Annotated in this window: 12 protein-coding genes; 7 read left to right on the top strand and 5 right to left on the bottom strand. The window is 68.3% G+C overall.

Annotation, left to right across the window (positions count from 1 at the left end; genetic code table 11):
• Window positions 1-77 precede the first annotated feature (77 nt).
• Both phoH2 and IM660_RS14680 read left to right on the top strand, forming a co-directional pair.
• Complete coding sequence (gene phoH2 / locus IM660_RS14685; RefSeq protein ID WP_246465324.1) at window positions 78-1409, top strand: RNA 5'-3' helicase PhoH2; 1332 nt, start codon at window positions 78-80, stop codon at window positions 1407-1409.
• A 161-nt stretch (window positions 1410-1570) separates the two neighbouring features.
• Window positions 1571-3121, top strand: a complete 1551-nt coding sequence (locus tag IM660_RS14680) for a UDP-N-acetylglucosamine 1-carboxyvinyltransferase (protein ID WP_193496593.1) — start codon at window positions 1571-1573, stop codon at window positions 3119-3121.
• Between the two features lie 82 nt (window positions 3122-3203).
• Here the strand turns inward: IM660_RS14680 and IM660_RS14675 are convergent, their stop codons facing one another.
• From IM660_RS14675 to xseA, 4 genes are read right to left on the bottom strand one after another with little or no spacing between them, the layout of a single operon-like run.
• The gene (locus IM660_RS14675) at window positions 3204-3863 is read right to left on the bottom strand and encodes a carbonic anhydrase (RefSeq protein ID WP_246464969.1); all 660 of its coding nucleotides are present in this window, start codon (window positions 3861-3863) and stop codon (window positions 3204-3206) included.
• Window positions 3860-4786, bottom strand: a complete 927-nt coding sequence (locus tag IM660_RS14670; protein WP_193496592.1) for a carbohydrate kinase family protein — start codon at window positions 4784-4786, stop codon at window positions 3860-3862. The genes IM660_RS14675 and IM660_RS14670 overlap by 4 nt, the downstream gene beginning before the upstream one ends.
• 1 nt (window position 4787) lies before the next feature.
• Window positions 4788-5114: an exodeoxyribonuclease VII small subunit gene (locus tag IM660_RS14665; protein ID WP_193496591.1), complete on the bottom strand. Its 327-nt coding sequence runs from the start codon at window positions 5112-5114 to the stop codon at window positions 4788-4790.
• A gap of 4 nt (window positions 5115-5118) precedes the next feature.
• Window positions 5119-6417, bottom strand: a complete 1299-nt coding sequence (gene xseA, locus IM660_RS14660; RefSeq protein ID WP_210768997.1) for an exodeoxyribonuclease VII large subunit — start codon at window positions 6415-6417, stop codon at window positions 5119-5121.
• 266 nt (window positions 6418-6683) lie between these two features.
• Between xseA and IM660_RS14655 the strand changes: the two genes are divergently transcribed.
• Window positions 6684-7943 carry a DUF418 domain-containing protein gene (locus IM660_RS14655; protein ID WP_210768996.1) on the top strand — a complete coding sequence of 420 codons (1260 nt, stop codon included), beginning with the start codon at window positions 6684-6686 and terminating at the stop codon, window positions 7941-7943.
• 85 nt (window positions 7944-8028) lie between these two features.
• Window positions 8029-9045 carry a 4-hydroxy-3-methylbut-2-enyl diphosphate reductase gene (locus tag IM660_RS14650; protein WP_193496589.1) on the top strand — a complete coding sequence of 339 codons (1017 nt, stop codon included), beginning with the start codon at window positions 8029-8031 and terminating at the stop codon, window positions 9043-9045.
• An 80-nt stretch (window positions 9046-9125) separates the two neighbouring features.
• Here the strand turns inward: IM660_RS14650 and IM660_RS14645 are convergent, their stop codons facing one another.
• Window positions 9126-10754, bottom strand: a complete 1629-nt coding sequence (locus IM660_RS14645) for a DNA recombination protein RmuC (RefSeq protein ID WP_193496588.1) — start codon at window positions 10752-10754, stop codon at window positions 9126-9128.
• A gap of 187 nt (window positions 10755-10941) precedes the next feature.
• Here IM660_RS14645 and IM660_RS14640 point away from each other — a divergent pair, with 187 nt between their 5' ends.
• From IM660_RS14640 to IM660_RS14630, 3 genes are all read left to right on the top strand, one after another.
• Window positions 10942-11781, top strand: coding sequence for an ABC transporter ATP-binding protein (locus tag IM660_RS14640; RefSeq protein ID WP_193496587.1), 840 nt, complete (start codon window positions 10942-10944; stop codon window positions 11779-11781).
• On the top strand, window positions 11781-13337 hold the full coding sequence (locus tag IM660_RS14635) for a hypothetical protein (protein ID WP_246464968.1): 1557 nt from the start codon (window positions 11781-11783) through the stop codon (window positions 13335-13337). Before IM660_RS14640 ends, IM660_RS14635 begins: the two co-directional genes overlap by 1 nt.
• Before the next feature lie 168 nt (window positions 13338-13505).
• Window positions 13506-17090 (top strand): TIM-barrel domain-containing protein, encoded by a 3585-nt coding sequence (locus tag IM660_RS14630; protein ID WP_193496585.1) that lies wholly within the window; start codon window positions 13506-13508, stop codon window positions 17088-17090.
• The last annotated feature ends 15 nt before the right edge of the window (window positions 17091-17105 follow it).

Raw genomic sequence — 17105 nt, 5'->3', positions numbered from 1 at the left:
CCGTGAGCCGAGAGTCCCTCACGTTCGACACCCCGGTCCCCGATGTGCCGGAGGGTGGTGAGGGACAGGCCGCACCGTTGCCGGTTGCCGGTCCCTCGCCGGACGGTGAGCGCATCACCTATGTGCTCGATACGTCCGTGCTGCTGTCGGATCCGCGGGCGATCTACCGCTTCGCGGAGCACGACGTGGTCCTGCCGATCGTCGTGGTCACCGAACTGGAAGGAAAGCGCCACCACCCCGAGCTCGGGTACTTCGCCCGCAGTGCCCTGCGGCACCTCGACGACCTGCGCCAGACCCACGGCTATCTCGACCGGCCCGTCCCGGTCGGTGAGGCGGGCGGGACCATCCGGGTCGAGCTCAACCACTCCGACCCGGAGATCCTCCCGTCCGGGATGCGGCTCGGTGACAACGACACCCGCATCCTCTCCGTCGCGGCGAACCTGCGTGCCGAGGGCGTCTCGGTGGTGGTGGTCTCCAAGGACCTGCCCATGCGGGTCAAGGCGTCTGCCGTCGGGATGCGTGCCGAGGAGTACCGGGCCCAGCTGGCCGTCGACTCCGGGTTCCGAGGGATGGCTGAAGGGTCGCTCTCGGAGGAGGAGATGAATCGCCTCTTCGCCGAGGAGACGCTCGCGGTGGCCGATGTTGTGGCGTCGGAGCCGTTGCGCGACCTGCCCTGCCACACCGGTCTGGTGCTGCACTCCCAACGCGGGTCCGCCCTGGGGCGGATCACCCCGGACAAGCAGATCCGCCTCGTGCGCGGGGATCGCGATGTGTTCGGGATGCACGGTCGCAGTGCCGAGCAGCGGATCGCTATCGACCTGCTGCTCGACTCCGACATCGGCATCGTCTCCCTTGGTGGGCGAGCGGGAACGGGGAAGTCCGCGCTCGCCCTCAGTGCCGGGTTGGAGGCGGTGCTGGAGCGGCGCGAGCACCGCAAGGTGATGGTCTTCCGGCCGCTTTACGCGGTGGGCGGGCAGGATCTGGGTTATCTGCCTGGGAACGAGTCCGAGAAGATGAACCCGTGGGCGCAGGCGGTCTTCGACACGCTCGGCGCGGTGGTCTCCTCCGACGTGGTGGATGAGGTGATGGATCGCGGCATGCTCGAGGTGCTGCCGCTGACCCACATTCGCGGGCGCTCGCTGCATGACGCCTTCGTGATCGTGGACGAGGCGCAGTCGCTGGAGCGCAACGTGCTGCTGACCGTTCTCTCCCGGATCGGGCAGAGTTCGCGGGTGGTCCTCACCCACGACGTCGCCCAGCGCGACAACCTGCGCGTGGGGCGCCACGATGGCGTCGCGGCGGTCATCGAATCGCTCAAGGGGCACCCGCTGTTCGCGCACGTCACGCTCACCCGGTCGGAGCGTTCGCCGGTGGCCGCGCTCGTCACCGAGATGCTCGAAGGGGCCTGACCAGCCCACGACGGCGTCCCTTGCTCGCCTGCGCCGGCCCGCCTCAGTTCATGGCTGAGGTGGGCCGGACTATGCTCTGGCTGGGTGAGTGATCGTGAAGATTTCGTGATTATGGTCTCAAGCGCCTGACGATATCTCAGATCCGAGATAACGTGGGCCGTATGACGGTGATCGACGAGACCCAGACCTCACTCACGGAGATCGGCACGCTGATCCGGGGGGCGCGACAGAATCGGGGGCTGACCCAGACTCAGCTCGCCGAACGTCTCGGCACCAGCCAGAGTGCCATTGCCCGCATCGAGCAGGGCAGCCAGAACCTGTCGGTTGAGCTGCTCTCGCGGATCAACGCCGCCCTTGACGCTGATCTGTTGTCCATCGGCACCCCGCGTGCCTCTCATCTGCGCGTGACCGGCGGGCAACGGCTCTCGGGCACGATCACGGTGAAGTCGTCCAAGAACGGGGCGGTCGCGCTGCTGTGTGCCTCGCTGCTCAACCGTGGCCGCACCACGCTGCGATCAGTGGCCCGGATCGTCGAGGTCGATCGGATCGTCGACGTGCTGCGCTCGATCGGTGTCCGCGCCACCTGGTCGGCGGACGGCAAGGATCTCGAGATCGTGCCCCCGGCTGAGCTCGACCTGAGCTCGATCGACGCCGATGCGGCTCGTCGTACCCGTAGCATCATCATGTTCCTCGGCCCGCTGCTGGGGAGGGAGCAGTCGTTCGAGTTGCCCTATGCCGGTGGCTGCGACCTCGGCACCCGCACCGTGGAACCGCACATGATCGCGCTGCGACCATTCGGGCTGGACGTCGTGGCCACGGCCGGGAACTACGAGGCCACCGTCAGTAGCATCAGCACCGACCGCGGTGACGGTCCCACCGTCATCCTCACCGAACGCGGCGATACCGTCACCGAGAACGCCCTGATGGCCGCGGCCCGCCACCCAGGTGTGACCACGATCCGCAACGCCAGCCCGAACTACATGGTGCAGGACCTGTGCTTCTACCTCGAACTGCTGGGTGTGCGGATCGAGGGCATCGGCACCACGACCCTGCGGGTCCACGGTGTGCGCGATATCGACACCGACGTGGAGTACTCCCCGGGAGAGGACCCGGTCGAGGCGATGAGCCTGCTGACCGCCGGGATCGTGACGGACTCGGAGATCACCGTGGCCCGGGTGCCGATCGAGTTCATGGAGATCGAGCTCGCCACGCTGGCCGAGATGGGCCTGAGTTACACACTCTCGCCGGAGTACGCGGCCGCCAACGGGCGCACCCGGCTGGTCGATGTGACCGTCCATCCCAGCCAGCTGCGAGCCCCGATCGACAAGATCCACCCGATGCCTTTCCCCGGGTTGAACATCGACAACCTGCCGTTCTTCGCGGTCATCGCGGCCACGGCTTCGGGGACCACGCTCATCCACGACTGGGTCTACGACAACCGGGCGATTCACCTGACCGACTTGACCCGTCTCGGTGCGGACGTGCGGTTGCTGGACCCGCACCGGCTGGACGTCACCGGTCCGACTCGCTGGTCCGGGGCCGAGGTGAGCTGCCCGCCTGCGCTTCGTCCCGCCGTCGTGATCCTGCTGGCGATGCTCGCAGCCAAGGGGACCTCGGTGTTGCGCAACGTCGACATCATCGCCCGCGGCTACGAGCAGTTGCAGGAGCGGCTGATCGAGCTGGGTGCGCAGATCGAGACGTTCCGCGACTGATTGGCCCGCGCGGGCAGGCGGTCCCTGCCCGCGCACGGCACGCCGACGCGCTCGCCGTCGCCACGAGTCGGTGGCGGTTGCCTCAGATCTCGCCCAGCACCTCGACGACCCGTGCGGTGCCCTCGCCGAGCGCGTACTCCATCCCGACGATCGCGCAGCGACCCTCGGCCACTGCATCGGCGAGCGTCGCCGAGTACGAGTGCAGCATCCGCACCGTGGCGCGCACGTGCTCGGCCTGCAGGTTCTCCGGGGCGGGAAGCCGGACCGAGCGTGGGTCCTCGGACTGCTCGCGGGCGCCGTCGGCGCTGCCGGCCCCGGTGACCAGGCTCGGGATCACCCTGTCCACGACGGCGCGCACGAAGTTACGTGGCAGGTCCCCGGTTGTCAGTGCCTGGTGAGCGGCGGCGATCGCACCGCAGCTGTCGTGGCCCAGTACGACGACCAGCGGTGTGCCGAGCATCTCGACGCCGTACTCGATCGACCCGATCACGGTGGTGTCGACGACGTGCCCGGCGGTGCGGACCACGAACAGGTCACCGAGGCCGCGGTCGAAGATGATCTCGGCTGACAGGCGTGAATCCGAACATCCGAACAGGACCGCGAACGGGTGCTGCGAGGAGGAGAGCTCAGTTCGTCGCTGAGCGTCCTGACTGGGGTGGGCCATCTCGCCGGCGACGAATCGCTGGTTGCCCTCGGTCAGGGCTGCGAAGGCTTCGGCGGGTGTGGTGGGTCGCTCGCTCACGCGTTCTCCTCACGGGTCAGCTCGGCAGTGGTCGGTGGGTTGGCGCCGGCCCGGGAGACGACGATCGCGGCGATCCGGGCGGCGTGGGTCATGGCCGCACGCAGGGCGTCCTCCTCGATCAGGCGGAGCGCGTCGCGGCGCTTGGCGCCGAGCAGGTTCGCACTCCAGAGACCGTCCAGCAGGCCCGCCATGTAGGAGTCGCCTGCACCGACGGTGTCGACCACCTCGGTGCGCGGAGCCGGGACCTCGACCGATCCTCCGGTGACAGTAACGCCGACCGAGCCCGTCCCACCGCGAGTGAGGACGACGACTGACGGTCCGGCGTGCACCCACCGCTGGATCACCTCGATGTCGCTTTCTCCCGGGTAGAGCCAGGCGACATCCTCGTCCGAGACCTTGACGACGTCGGCGAGGGAGACGAGATGCTCGATCACCGGCCGTGCCTCGTCGGCACTGCCCATGATGGTCGGGCGGGCATTCGGGTCGTAGCTGATCGTCGCGTGCTCGCGTGCTGCGGCAGCGATCTCGGCGACGGCCGCTCCTCCGGGCGCGAGCGTCCCGGCGATCGAGCCCGAGTGCAGCACCGTGACAGTGTCATCGAGGGCGACCTCGGGCACGCGCCACGCGAGGTCGAACTCGTAGGTCGCACTGCCGTCCCCGGCCAAGGTGGCCACGGCGGTCGGGGTGCGCTCGGCCCGGTCGGAGCCCGGTACCAGCCGAACCCCGCTCGCAGTGAGATGAGAGCTCACCAGCTCACCGCGAGCGTCCTTACCCAGCCAGGTCGCGAGCTCGGTGTTGCGTCCCAGCCGTGCCAGTCCGAGGGCCACATTCGCCGGTGACCCCCCGGGGTGTTCGGTCACCGTTCCGTCGGCAGCGCGGACCACGTCCACGAGGGCCTCGCCGATCACCAGGGCGTGCGTCATCTCAGTTCTCCTCGTCCGGGTCGCTCGCCGCGACTGGCTCGTTCGTGACAGCCATCGTGCCTTCGCCCTCGTCCTCGCCGCTGTTCTCGTCGTCGGGATCGGTACTCGTCTCGGCGGATGCGCCGCGGGTAGCGTCGATCCTCGCGCGGGCCGCGTCCAGCCAGCTCTGGCAGCGGTCCGCGAGCGCCTCGCCGCGTTCCCACAGGTCGAGAGACTCCTCGAGCGAGGCGGCGCCGCTCTCGAGCTTGTTCACCACCTCGACGAGCTCATCACGGGCCTGCTCGTAGCTGAGGTCACGGACGTCGGTACTGGCGCTCACGCAGGTCATCCAATCACGTCGAGGTCTTGCGGGTGGGTTCGGTTCCACGCACCGACACGGTGAGCTCGCCACCGGCTACCAGCGCACGCAGATCGTCCCCGACGCTGACGGTGGCTGGGTCGCGCACGACCGCTCCGGTGGGGGTGCGGAGCACGGCGTATCCCCGTCGCAGGGTGGCGTCGGGGGAGAGGGTGCGCAGCGCCGTCCTGAGATTGGCCACCTCACCGGCCGCCCGCTCGAGGCGAGAGGTGAAAGCCGCCCGGCCCTGGTCGCGCCACCGGTCCATCTGCTCGGCTCTGCTGTCGGCGAGCACGTGCGGCTGGGCAAGGACCGGGCGCGAGCGCAGTGCTGCCAGGCGGTCGGATTCGACCGCGAGCCTGCGATGCAGTGCCGCTCCCATCCGGTGCCGGGCCTGGTCGATGCGACTGAGCTCGGCGGCCATGTCGGGCACGATGCGCTTGGCGGCGTCCGTGGGGGTGGAGGCGCGGTAGTCGGCCACGAGGTCCAGCAACGGGCAGTCGGTCTCGTGACCGATGGCCGCCACCAGCGGGGTGCGGCAGGCAGCCGCCGCGCGGACCATGCTCTCGTTGGAGAACGGCAGCAGGTCCTCGACCGAACCGCCACCGCGCGCCACGACGATGACGTCCACCTCGCGATGAGCGTCGAGCTCGGCGATCGCACGGCTGACCTCGCCGACGCTGCTCGTGCCCTGGACGGCCACCTCGCGCACCTCGAACTGCACCTGCGGCCACCGGGCGGAGGCGTTGACGATGACGTCGTGCTTGGCCTTGGCGTCCCGCCCGCAGATCAACCCGACCCGGGTGGGCAGGAACGGCAGCGCGCGCTTGCGGTCGGCGTCGAACAGACCCTCCGCGGCGAGGATCCGTTTCAGGTGCTCGATCCGGGCGAGCAACTCGCCGAGGCCGATCGCGCGGATGTCAGTGGCTCGCAGGCTCAACGTCCCGCGTTTGGCCCAGAACGACGGTTTGCCGCGCACCACCACGTGCGCGCCCTCCTCGACGGCGGTGCCGGCACCGGCGAGCAGGCGCTTGAGCATGGTGACGTTCAGGGACATGTCCACATCGGTGTCACGCAGCGTGAGGTAGGCGTTCGCGGACGCATTGTGAGCATTGACCTGGACCAGCTGACCCTCGACCCAGACGGGGGCCATCTTGTTGACGTAGTCGGCGATCTTCGCCGAAAGGAGCCGAACCGGCCACGGGTGCTCGGCCGTGGTGTCCAGCGCCCGGGCGGGCAGCTCGGTGGGCGCAGCACCGGTGGAGGCGCCGGGCCTTGGCTCGGGCGGTTGCATACCTCTAGCCTGCCGCATCCCGCCGACATTCCCGCGCCATCCTGTGCTTGCCCTGCACCCGCGACCTGCCCACGCCCTGCCTGCCCTGCAGCCACCACCTGCCTCGCGTCGAATCCCGTTCCGCCGCCGAGCCACCTTCCCCCTGGGGGGCCCGGCGGAATGGGGATTCGGGGCGGAGCACGATCACTCGCGATAGGGAGATGCGGCCGCGCAGATCCCCCGCACGGACGATGTGGTCGCGCCTCACGCAGTGTCACGGTGGCGCTATGACTGAGCCCGGCCGGATCGCAGATACCGCAGACGCCCTGACCGCATCGAGCACGAGTGCTCTCGTTCGAGGCCCCTCGACCGCAACTGAGCGGGCCCTGGCGCCCGATCTCGCGCGCGGATTCATGCTGTTGTTGATCGCGCTCGCGAACACGCCGTGGTACCTGTACGGGCAGGCCTCCGGCATGACCTCGGCCCATCCGATCGACGGTTCCGTCGTGGACCGCATCGTCCAGTTCGTGCTGATCACGGCCGTCGACGCCCGCATCTACCCGCTCTTCGCGTTCTTGTTCGGGTACGGGATCGTGCAGCTGTACCGGCGCCAGATCGAGGCCGGTGCAACCGAGCAGGCGGTGCGCGCGATCCTCCGGCGGCGGCACTGGTGGATGATCGTGTTCGGCGCGGTCCACGCTGCATTGCTGTGGTTCGGGGACATCGTCGGTGCGTACGGTCTGGTCGGGCTGATCATGGTGGCGATCTTCCTGCGGCGTATGGACCGGACCCTCATCGTGTGGGCGGCCGTGCTCACCGGGATACTGACTGTGATCACCCTGCTGGGGCTGGTCGCGCTGCCCTTCATCCCGGCCGACCCAGCGTTCGAGCAGGGCGGCGGCTTCGTCGACCCTGCCGCCCTCAGTGGTGAGGAGGACTACCTTGCCTCCGTCCTCCTGCGGCTGGCGACCTGGCCGCTGATCGCGATCGGTCAGGGCATCATCGGACTGGTCGTCCCGACCATGATTCTGCTGGCGTTCTGGGCGGCGCGCCGGCAGATTCTCGAAGATCCGCGGGCTCATGCACGACTGTTGCGCCGCACCGCGGTAATCGGAGTCGCCGTCGGAGTGGTGGGCGGGTTGCCCAATGCACTCACCCATGTGGGTGTGTTCGAGCTCGGCCCGCACCAGTCGTGGATCTTTACCCTGACCCAGTCGGTGACCGGGATCTTCGGCGGCCTCGGCTACGTCGCCGTCTTCACCCTCCTCGCCGACAGGCTCCAGCGAGCAGGTGCCATGAGTGGGCCCGTCGTGGCGATCAAGGCCGTGGGGAAGCGGTCGCTGTCGAACTACCTGGGCCAATCGGTCATCTTCGCGCCGCTGCTGAGTGCCTGGGGCATCGGACTGGGGGCGGACCTGAACAGCGCAGGGGTCGCTGCGATCGCGGTCGCGGGGTGGACGGTGCTGGCTGCGGTGACCTACCTCTACGAGCGCCGCGGTTGGCGGGGGCCAGCCGAAGGGCTGCTGCGCCGCCTCGCCTATCGGTGAGGGACGCCGTCGTGAGCCGGACGGGTGGCTGATCCCACAGGTCAGCCCCCCGGATGGGCCTCGACCTGGCACGTAGACTGAATCCGTGACGACTTCCACCAAGCGCATCCTGCTCGCTGCACCCCGCGGCTACTGTGCGGGGGTCGATCGGGCTGTCGAAGCCGTCGAGCAGGCCCTGGACCACTACGGTGCGCCGATCTACGTGCGCAGGGAGATCGTCCACAACAAGTACGTGGTGGAGACCCTCTCCAAGCGCGGGGCGATTTTCGTGCACGAGACGGACGAGGTGCCTGAGGGCGCACGGGTGATCTTCTCCGCCCACGGTGTCTCGCCGGCCGTGCATGCCCAGGCAGCTGAACGCAACCTCGACACGATCGATGCCACGTGCCCGCTGGTGACGAAGGTGCACAAGGAGGCCGTCCGGTTCGCCAAGGACGAGTACGACATCCTGCTCATCGGGCACGACGGCCACGAGGAGGTCGAGGGGACCGCGGGCGAGGCGCCCGACCACATCCAACTGGTCGACGGTCCTGCCGCCGTCGACAGTGTGAGCGTGCGCGATCCCGAGAAGGTGGTGTGGCTGTCGCAGACGACGCTCTCGGTCGACGAGACGATGGAGACGGTGCGCCGGCTGCGGGAGAAGTTCCCGCAGCTGCAGGATCCGCCCAGTGACGACATCTGCTACGCCACGCAGAACCGCCAGGTGGCGGTGAAGAAGATCGCTCCGGATGCAGACGTAATGATCGTGGTCGGCTCGGCCAACTCCTCGAACTCTGTGCGTTTGGTGGAGGTGGCGCTCGAGGCCGGTGCACGCTCCGCCTACCGGGTCGACACCGCCGATGGACTCGACCCGGCATGGTTCGAGGGTGCGCGCAGCGTGGGCTTGAGCTCGGGCGCGTCAGTGCCGGAGATCCTCGTGCGCGACGTGATCACCCAGCTTGGCGAGTGGGGATTCGGTGAGGTGGAGGAGGTGCGCACTGCCACCGAGGACTTGATGTTCTCCCTCCCGCGGGAGTTGCGTGCCGATCTGAAGAAGGCAGGCCAGCCGGTGGGCCGGCCCGCCCGGGGTGCGCGTCGCTCCCTGGACGTCTCCGCTACCTGACGGCGTCCCTCACGGGGCCCGGCCGAGCCCCGTGAGGCATAGCGTTCCGTCGATCCGCTCTACCGGGCGAGCGCCGTGCCTCAGGCCTTCTTCGTACGGCGTGCCGCCGAACCGTGGCTGACCTTGTCTGCGTCCCGGGTGGCGTCTGCGACGAGGGACTCGATCTCTGGATCCGGTTCCAGCGCGAGACCCTCCAGCGGCAGCGCTGCTGTGTTCTTCCGGCCCGGCAGCTGGGCCGGTCCGGCATTAGTGCGCTGTGTTGTCTCGTAGACGTCGGGCTTCTGAGCGGGGGTGGCGAGCACCTCCAGCGGCGGGTGCGACTCCAGCGCCGGATCCAGACCCTGGAGGTTGCTGAACCGGCGAGCCTGGGTGATGACGTTGGAGTCCAGGGAACGGTTGAAGGCGTTGAACGCCTCGACCGAGGAGTTGAGCCGCTTGCCGAGCGTGGTGAGGTGCTTGCCCATGGTGCCGAGCCGCTTGTGCAGCTCCCGCCCGACCTGGAAGACCTGCTGCGCCTCGTGTGCGAGCAGCTCCTGGCGCCAGGTGTAGGCGACGGTGCGCAGCAGTGCCACGAGTGTGGCCGGGGTTGCGAGCACGACGTTCTTCTCGAAGGCGCGTTCCATGATCGTCGGATCCTGCTCGAGTGCCGCCTGCAGGAACGACTCCGCAGGCAGGAACATCACCACGAACTCCGGAGTGTTCTCCAGATGCTCCCAGTAGGCCTTCGCGCCGAGGGAGTCCACGTGATCGCGCACATGGCGGGCATGAGCCTGCAGTCGAGACGTACGTACAGAATCCTCCCGGGCCTCCATCGCCTCCAGGTAGCCGTTGAACGCGACCTTGGCGTCCACGACGACGCGCTTGTCGCCAGGAAGGGTGACCACCAGGTCCGGACGCAAGGCCCCGTCGTCGGTGCTGAGGGTCTCTTGCTCGACGAAGTCGACGTGCTCGATCATCCCGGCTGCTTCCACCACACGGCGCAGCTGCAGCTCGCCCCACCTGCCCCGGACCTGTGGCGCACGCAGCGCCGTCACCAGCTGGTTCGTCTCCTGACGCAGGTGCTCGGAGTCCGATCGCATCTGCTTGACCTGTTCGGCGAGCGTCGAGTGCGCCTGCAGTCGCGCCTTCTCCGCCTGGTCCATCCCGGACTTCACCTCGGTGAGCGTGCGGCTCAGCGGTTCGACGAGCGACTTGACGGCGTCTTCCCGCTTGGCGAGTTCGGCGTCGGAGAGCTGCTGAGCACGTGCGAAGCGCTCTTCTGCCTGCTTGAGGAACGATTCTTGCGTCTGGGAGAGCACCTTCGCTGAGAGTGCCTCGAACTCGTCCGACATCCGCTTGCTGTCGGCGCGCAGTTCCTCAACGCGCTCCTGCGCCTGCGCGATGCGCTCGGCGGCCCGTGCGCGCTCGGCCTCGATCGTCCGCTCGAAACCGGCCCGTTCGAGGTCGGCCCGCTCGTCTGCTGCACGTTCTGCTGCGTGGAGTGCGCGTTCGTGAGATTCTCGCTCGGCAGCGAGCCGCTCGGTCAGCACCGGGAGCTGGGCCGCCCTCTCTTCGGCGGCGTGCAGGCGATCGGTGAGATGGGCGATCTCGTTCGCTTCCCCCGCCCCGGTGGCAGACGTGCCGCGCGCGGCACGCATGAGCCATGCGCCGGCGAGGCCGCCGAGCACGAGGCCCACGGCCAGTCCGAGTAAGAGCTGTGCGAGATCCATGCCTTCACCGTGCCACGAGGCACCGACATCGTCCCTACGGGCGCGCCGCTGCGGTCGAGACGCACCGGTCGGCGGCCACCTCGACCACGGTGAACGGCGAGTCATCCTCGCGGGTGAGGCTGCGCCGTCGGCCATCTCCTACATCGGACGGATCCGCACCGTCGGTGCGGCGATCTACGGTGGAGCCATGAGTGATCCATCTGCGCCCGAGCAGACCACTGGTACCCCGGTGGCCGCGCCCGCGGCTCGCCCACCCGACCCTGCTGCGGCCCTGTCGATCCGCGGTCTGTGGAAGCGATTCGGCCAGAAGACGGCCGTGGCCGGTATCGACCTGGACGTCCCTCGCGGGTCGTTCTACGGTTTCGTCGGCCCCAACGGGGCGGGTAAGACCACGACGCTGTCGATGGCGACCGGCCTGTTGCGACCCGATGCGGGCACCGTGATGGTCAACGGCACCGACTTCTGGAGCGCGCCTGACGCTGGGAAGGCGCAGATGGGCGTACTTCCCGACGGGGTGCGCCTCTTCGACCGGCTCACCGGCGCCCAGCTGCTCACCTACTCAGGGCTGCTGCGGGGGATGGATCGTGACGTCGTCGCCGAACGCGCGGACGATCTGCTGCGAGCGATGGATCTCACCGAGGACAAGGACACCTTCGTCGTGGACTACTCGGCCGGGATGACGAAGAAGATCGCCCTGGGCTGCGCGCTCATCCACGCTCCGCGTGTGCTCGTACTGGACGAGCCGTTCGAGGCGGTCGACCCGGTCTCGGCGGCGAACATCCGGGACATGCTCGCCGACTACGTGCGCTCAGGGGCCACCGTGATCGTCTCCTCGCACGTGATGGATCTGGTGCAGCGGATGTGCAGCCATGTGGCGGTGATCGCCGACGGGCAGATCCGCGCTACCGGGACTGTGGACGACGTCCGCGCTGGTGGGTCGTTGGAGGACAGGTTCGTCGAGCTCGTCGGCGGTCGGCATCAGACGGAGGGACTGGCGTGGTTGCGCACTTCGTCCGACTCCGACTGATGATCCTTGCCAACACGTTCCGGCGGAGCGTGTGGCAGATGATCGGCTACCTGTTCGCCATCCTCTACGCGTTGTTCGTCATCGGTATGGCTGTGGTGGGGGCGGTTGCTGGTGGTGGTGTCGACCCGCAGCTGACCGGGCAGATCATCCTGCTGGCAGGCGCGCTGGCGATGGTGGCCTGGTGGGTGGTGCCGATCTTCGCCTTCGGCACAGATGCCACGCTCGATCCGCAGCGATTCGTCTCCTTCGGCATCCCGCGACGGCAGCTACTGACCGGCCTGACGGCCGCGGGTTTCACCTCCATTCCCGCAGCCGCGACGGTGCTGGTCTCGGTCGGGCTCGCCTTTGCCTGGTGGCGTACGCCGGCACTGATTCCGGTCGCCCTGGCGGGGGGTGTGCTCGCCGTCGCGCTGTGCGTGATGGGGTCCAGGGCCGTGACGACGGCGCTGGCCCCGTTGCTGGACTCGCGCCGGTCCCGTGAGGTGCTGGCCGTCGCGGCACTCGTGCCGATCGTCATGATCGGACCGGTGATCAGCTGGTCCACCACGCGGCTGGCGGACGGGGCCGCGAGTGGGGACCAGGTGCGGTCGCTGGTGACAGACATCGCCGCCGTGGCGGGGTGGACGCCGTTCGGTGCGCCCTGGGGGATCGCGCCGGCCGTCGACGCCGGTGACTGGGGCTTGGCGGGCGCCCGGCTGATGATCTGCCTCCTCAGCCTGATGCTGGTGGTGATCGTGTGGGATCGTGGCCTCGCCCGGGCATTGGTGACGCCGCCGACGGCCGGCGCCGGGGGACGCGGCAAGGGGCTGGGGTGGTTCGACCGGCTTCCCTCGACACCCACGGGGGCCGTGGCTGCTCGCGCACTCACGTACTGGATCCGTGACCCGAGGTACTCGGCGTCACTGGCGGTGGTGCCCCTGCTGCCGGTGATTCTGGCGGTGGCGGGCGGTAGCGGGGGGCTCAACGAGATCATCTTGATCCTCGCGCCCTTGACCGCCTGGATCCTGGGCTTCGCCATCTCGGCTGACATCGCCTATGACAGCAGCGCCTTTGCGCTGCACGTGGCCACCGGTGTGTCCGGCCGCGCCGACCGCGCCGGGCGAGCGCTGGCGATCGGTGTACCTGGTGCGCTGGTGGTGAGTGTCTTCGCGGTCGCGACCTGCGCCGTCACCGATCGCTGGGATTTGGCGCCGATGGTGCTCGGTGTCAGCTACGGGGCACTGGGCGTGACGCTGGGTGTCTCCAGTGTGACCTCCGCCAGGTTGATCTACCCCGTACCCAAACCCGGTGATAGCCCGCTCAAGCAGCCCCAGGGTGCGGCCATGGCGACTTTCGTGGCGCAGATGGCCGGCATGCTCGCCTCGTTCGCGATCTCCTTGCCCGTCCTGGTGCTGGCGGTGCTGACACTGGTGGTGGGTCCCGTGTTCGGGTGGATCGCGCTTGTGGTCGGCATTGCCGGCGGGGTCACGGTGTGCGTGCTCGGAGTGCGATTCGGCGGTCGCTGGTTCGACCGCCGCACGCCCGAGATCATGCAGCAGGTGATGGCGCAAGCCTGACTGGCCCGAAAGTCCCGCGCCCGCGCTACCCGTGCCCGCGCGCAGATCGTCGATGAACCTCCGGGGCGCAGCACGTCGTCGCGACCCGGAGGTTCTTGACGTGTGTGCTGGGTCACTCTACTGTGATCCTCGTTGAGCAATGTTGCTTGGAATGAGGATGAAATGATCATGAAGAGTCATTTTGTGATCCGGCTCGCTGCCCCGATTGCTGTTGCAGCCCTCGTCGCCGCCGCACTGGTACCCGTGGCAGCGGATCCGGCGCACGCTGCAACGGGCCAGTTGGGAGCCGTCGAGGATGTGGTCGTCGACGGTGACGTCTACACCTTTACCTCCGGCGAGGCGGTGCTGCAGATCGAGGTCCCCGACGAGGACCTGCTGCGGGTGCGTCTGGCCCCCGACGGTGAGCTGACCGACCCGGCCAACGATCCACCCGACGATCCGGAGGCACCGTCTGCGCCGATCATCGTCAAGGACGACTATGTCGGCGGCGGCTCGGAACTGACCGAGACCGACGAGGCGTACCTCATCAGCACCGACTCCTCGGTGCTGACGGTCACGAAGGACCCGATCACGCTTGCCATGTCCGATGCCGGCGGCACTGTGCTCTGGCGTGAGACCGAGCCACTGCGCTGGGACTCCGGGGGCACCACACAGACTCTTGAACAGGGCGACCAGGAGCAGTTCTTCGGCGGCGGGATGCAGAACGGCCGCTTCAGCCACCGGGATTCAGCTATCACCATCTCCCGCGACTTCAACTGGAACGACGGCGGAAACCCGAACGCTGCACCCTTCTACCTTTCCAGCAACGGCTACGGCGTCTTCCGCAACACGTTTGCACCCGGCAGCTACGACTTCCACGCGCCGGTGCGCACCACCCACTCCGAGGAGCGCTTCGACGCCTGGTACTTCGTCGGCGATACCCGGGAGGTGGTCGATGGCTACACCGAGCTCACCGGCCGGCCGCTGATGGTGCCGATGTACGCGCTCGAAGTCGGCGACGCGGACTGCTATCTGCACAACGCCAACCGCGGTGAGCGCGAGACGCTGCGGGATTCCCGAGCCGTCGCCGACGGCTACGTCGAGAACGACATGCCACTGGGGTGGATGCTCGTCAACGACGGGTACGGCTGCGGCTACGAGGATCTGCCCGAGACTGCCGAGATGCTCCAGGATCGTGGCGCCGAGCTGGGCCTGTGGACCGAGGCGGACCTCACAGATCAGGAGTACGAGGTCAGCAACGGGGTCCGGGTGCGCAAGACGGACGTCGCGTGGGTGGGCCCCGGCTACCGGTTCGCGCTGAGCGCATGCGAGGACTCACGCGCCGGTATCGAGGACAACAGCGACGACCGGGCCTTCGTGCTGACGGTCGAAGGCTGGGCCGGAACCCAGCGCTGCGGTGCCACGTGGAGCGGCGACCAGGCCGGCTCGTGGGAGTACATCCGCTGGCAGATCCCGACCTATGCGGGAGCCACCCTCTCCGGTCAGCACCTGGCCACCGGCGACATCGACGGCATCTTCGGCGGTTCGGCCGACACCTACACCCGGGATCTGCAGTGGAAGATGCTGCTGCCCAACACCTATTCGATGAGCGGCTGGGCTGCCGACGACAAGCAGCCCTACCGGTACGGCCCGCGCCACACCGAGATCAACGCCGATTACCTGCAGCTGCACGAACGGCTGCTCCCCTATCTCTACACCCACACCGCCCAGGCCAGCATGACCGGTCTCGGTGCCACCCGTCCGCTCTACGTCAACTACCCGGACGACCCCACCACCTGGGGTGAGGCCGTGCAGTATGAGTTCCTCTCCGGCGACGACCTGCTGGTCGCTCCCGTCTACGAGGACTCCACCGTCCGGGACGGGATCTATCTGCCCGAAGGCACCTGGGTGGACTACTGGACCGGCCGAATCTACGAGGGGCCGCAGACCATCGACGGCTATCCAGCGCCGCTGGAGCGCCTGCCCATGTTCGTCCGCGCCGGAGCGATCATCCCGATGTTCGCCGAAGGGACGTTGGACTGGGCTGAAGGCCTTGCCTCCGGGCAGCTCGACCTGGACATCTACCCACAGGGGCAGTCCGCCTTCACCCGCTATGAGGACGACGGGCGGACGCAGGCATGGCGCGACGGCGAGTCCGCGACGCAGGAGTTCACCGTGGACGCGCCGGAGCAGGGTGCCGGGCCCGTCACCGTGACCCTCGGCGCGCTGGACGGTTCCTACGACGGCATGCCGGATGAGCGCACCTATCAGCTCACGGTCCACACCGACCGCGAGCCCGGATCGGTGCGGCTCGGGAACCAGCGGCTGTCCGAGAGCGATGGGCCTGAGAACCTCACCGAACCCGGGTGGACCTATGACGACGCACGCGGCGTGGTTCTCATCCGCACGCCTGCCTTAAGCACCTCCGATCAGGTGAGCATCCGAATCAACGGAGCGGGCGCCGTCGGGGGGACGCATGCGCAGGAGCGCGATGTGGACGTCAGCCTGACAGTCCCGACGATCTCCAGCCCGGAGGCGACGGACGTCGCGCAGGTGAGCATCACCAATCAGAGCGGTGCCGACCTCCGCCTGGATGAGGTGAGCCTCGACCTCCCCGAGGGCTGGCAGGCGCACGTCGAGGACGTCTCGGCGATCGAGCTGGCTGACGGCGAGAGTGCGGTGGTCGAGGCAGGTCTTACTCCCGACGGCGCAGCTGAGCCTGGCAGTTACGAGCTCACTGCCGCGGTGGCCTACCAGGTGCGCAGCAACTCCTATCGCCTCGAGGCGAAGGCGAGCACGACGCTCGCCTTTGCCGACCTGGCCGGGGCGTTCAACAACGTCGGCGTGACGGCCGAGGCGGATCCGGCACCGGGTGACATCGACGGCGGTGGGTCCAGCTTCCTGGCCGAACGGCTGGTGGAGCAGGGCGTGCAGCCTGGCGCAGAGTTGACCTATGGCGACTTCACCTTCGCCTGGCCAGATTCCGAACCGGGAACTGCGGACAATGTGGCCGCGCATCAGCAGACGATCCGGCTCTCCGGTCAGGGCAATGCCCTGGCACTCCTGGGAACGGGAACGAGCGGGAGTGCCGGTGGGACCGCCGTCGTGCATTACGCCGATGGTGGGAGCGAGGAGGTCGAGGTCGGGTTCCCGAACTGGTGCTGCCTCGACGTGGACTCCTACGGTGCGCAGATCGCCGCGACCACCCTCGGCAAGAACACCCCGACTGGGCCGGCCTACCCGACCACGGAGTATCGCTTGTACACGGTGGCCGCGCCGATCGATCCCGACCGGGAGGTTGCCGCGGTGACGTTGCCGGGCAACAGCACCGTGCACGTGTTCGCGATGGCGGTGGGCACCACCGAGTTTGCTCAGGCGCCGATCGAGGATGGGCAGTACACGCTGACCGACGCCGGAACCGGGCTGAACCTGCAGGCGCCGGGTACGGACTCTGCGCAGCTGCTGACCGCCGATCCCTCGGCGGCCGCATCGCAGAAGTGGATCCTCACCCGAAGTCCGGGCGACGGGAGCTACGAGGTACGCAACGCCGGCAGCGGCCAGTGCATGGATGTCTTCTACTCCTCAGGCGATGTGGGGGCGCTCGTGGGGCAGTACGCCTGCACGGGGACCTCGAACCAGCGCTTCGATGTGGAGGTCACCGATGACGGCATTGCGTTGTTCGCCCGTCACAGTGGCTTGAGTATCGGTGTGGATGATGCCGGCGCTGTGGTGCAGGTGAGCCAGGCGCACAGCTGGCAGGCGAGCGTCGCCTGAGCGCAGTGAGCGCAG

Origin of the sequence: Ruania alkalisoli (assembly GCF_014960965.1) — a bacterium.
GTDB classification, from domain to species: Bacteria; Actinomycetota; Actinomycetes; order Actinomycetales; family Beutenbergiaceae; genus Ruania; species Ruania alkalisoli.
This window is presented reverse-complemented; position numbering and strand designations above follow the sequence as displayed.

What these genes read in the sequence shown, in the direction of transcription:
- IM660_RS14635 (WP_246464968.1), top strand. Translation starts at nt 11,781, where the DNA reads ATGATCCTTGCCAACACGTTCCGGCGGAGCGTGTGGCAGATGATCGGC.
- IM660_RS14680 (WP_193496593.1), top strand. Translation starts at nt 1,571, where the DNA reads ATGACGGTGATCGACGAGACCCAGACCTCACTCACGGAGATCGGCACG.
- IM660_RS14670 (WP_193496592.1), bottom strand. Translation starts at nt 4,786, where the DNA reads ATGACGCACGCCCTGGTGATCGGCGAGGCCCTCGTGGACGTGGTCCGC.
- IM660_RS14640 (WP_193496587.1), top strand. Translation starts at nt 10,942, where the DNA reads ATGAGTGATCCATCTGCGCCCGAGCAGACCACTGGTACCCCGGTGGCC.
- IM660_RS14655 (WP_210768996.1), top strand. Translation starts at nt 6,684, where the DNA reads ATGACTGAGCCCGGCCGGATCGCAGATACCGCAGACGCCCTGACCGCA.
- IM660_RS14665 (WP_193496591.1), bottom strand. Translation starts at nt 5,114, where the DNA reads ATGACCTGCGTGAGCGCCAGTACCGACGTCCGTGACCTCAGCTACGAG.
- xseA (WP_210768997.1), bottom strand. Translation starts at nt 6,417, where the DNA reads ATGCAACCGCCCGAGCCAAGGCCCGGCGCCTCCACCGGTGCTGCGCCC.
- IM660_RS14630 (WP_193496585.1), top strand. Translation starts at nt 13,506, where the DNA reads ATGAAGAGTCATTTTGTGATCCGGCTCGCTGCCCCGATTGCTGTTGCA.
- IM660_RS14645 (WP_193496588.1), bottom strand. Translation starts at nt 10,754, where the DNA reads ATGGATCTCGCACAGCTCTTACTCGGACTGGCCGTGGGCCTCGTGCTC.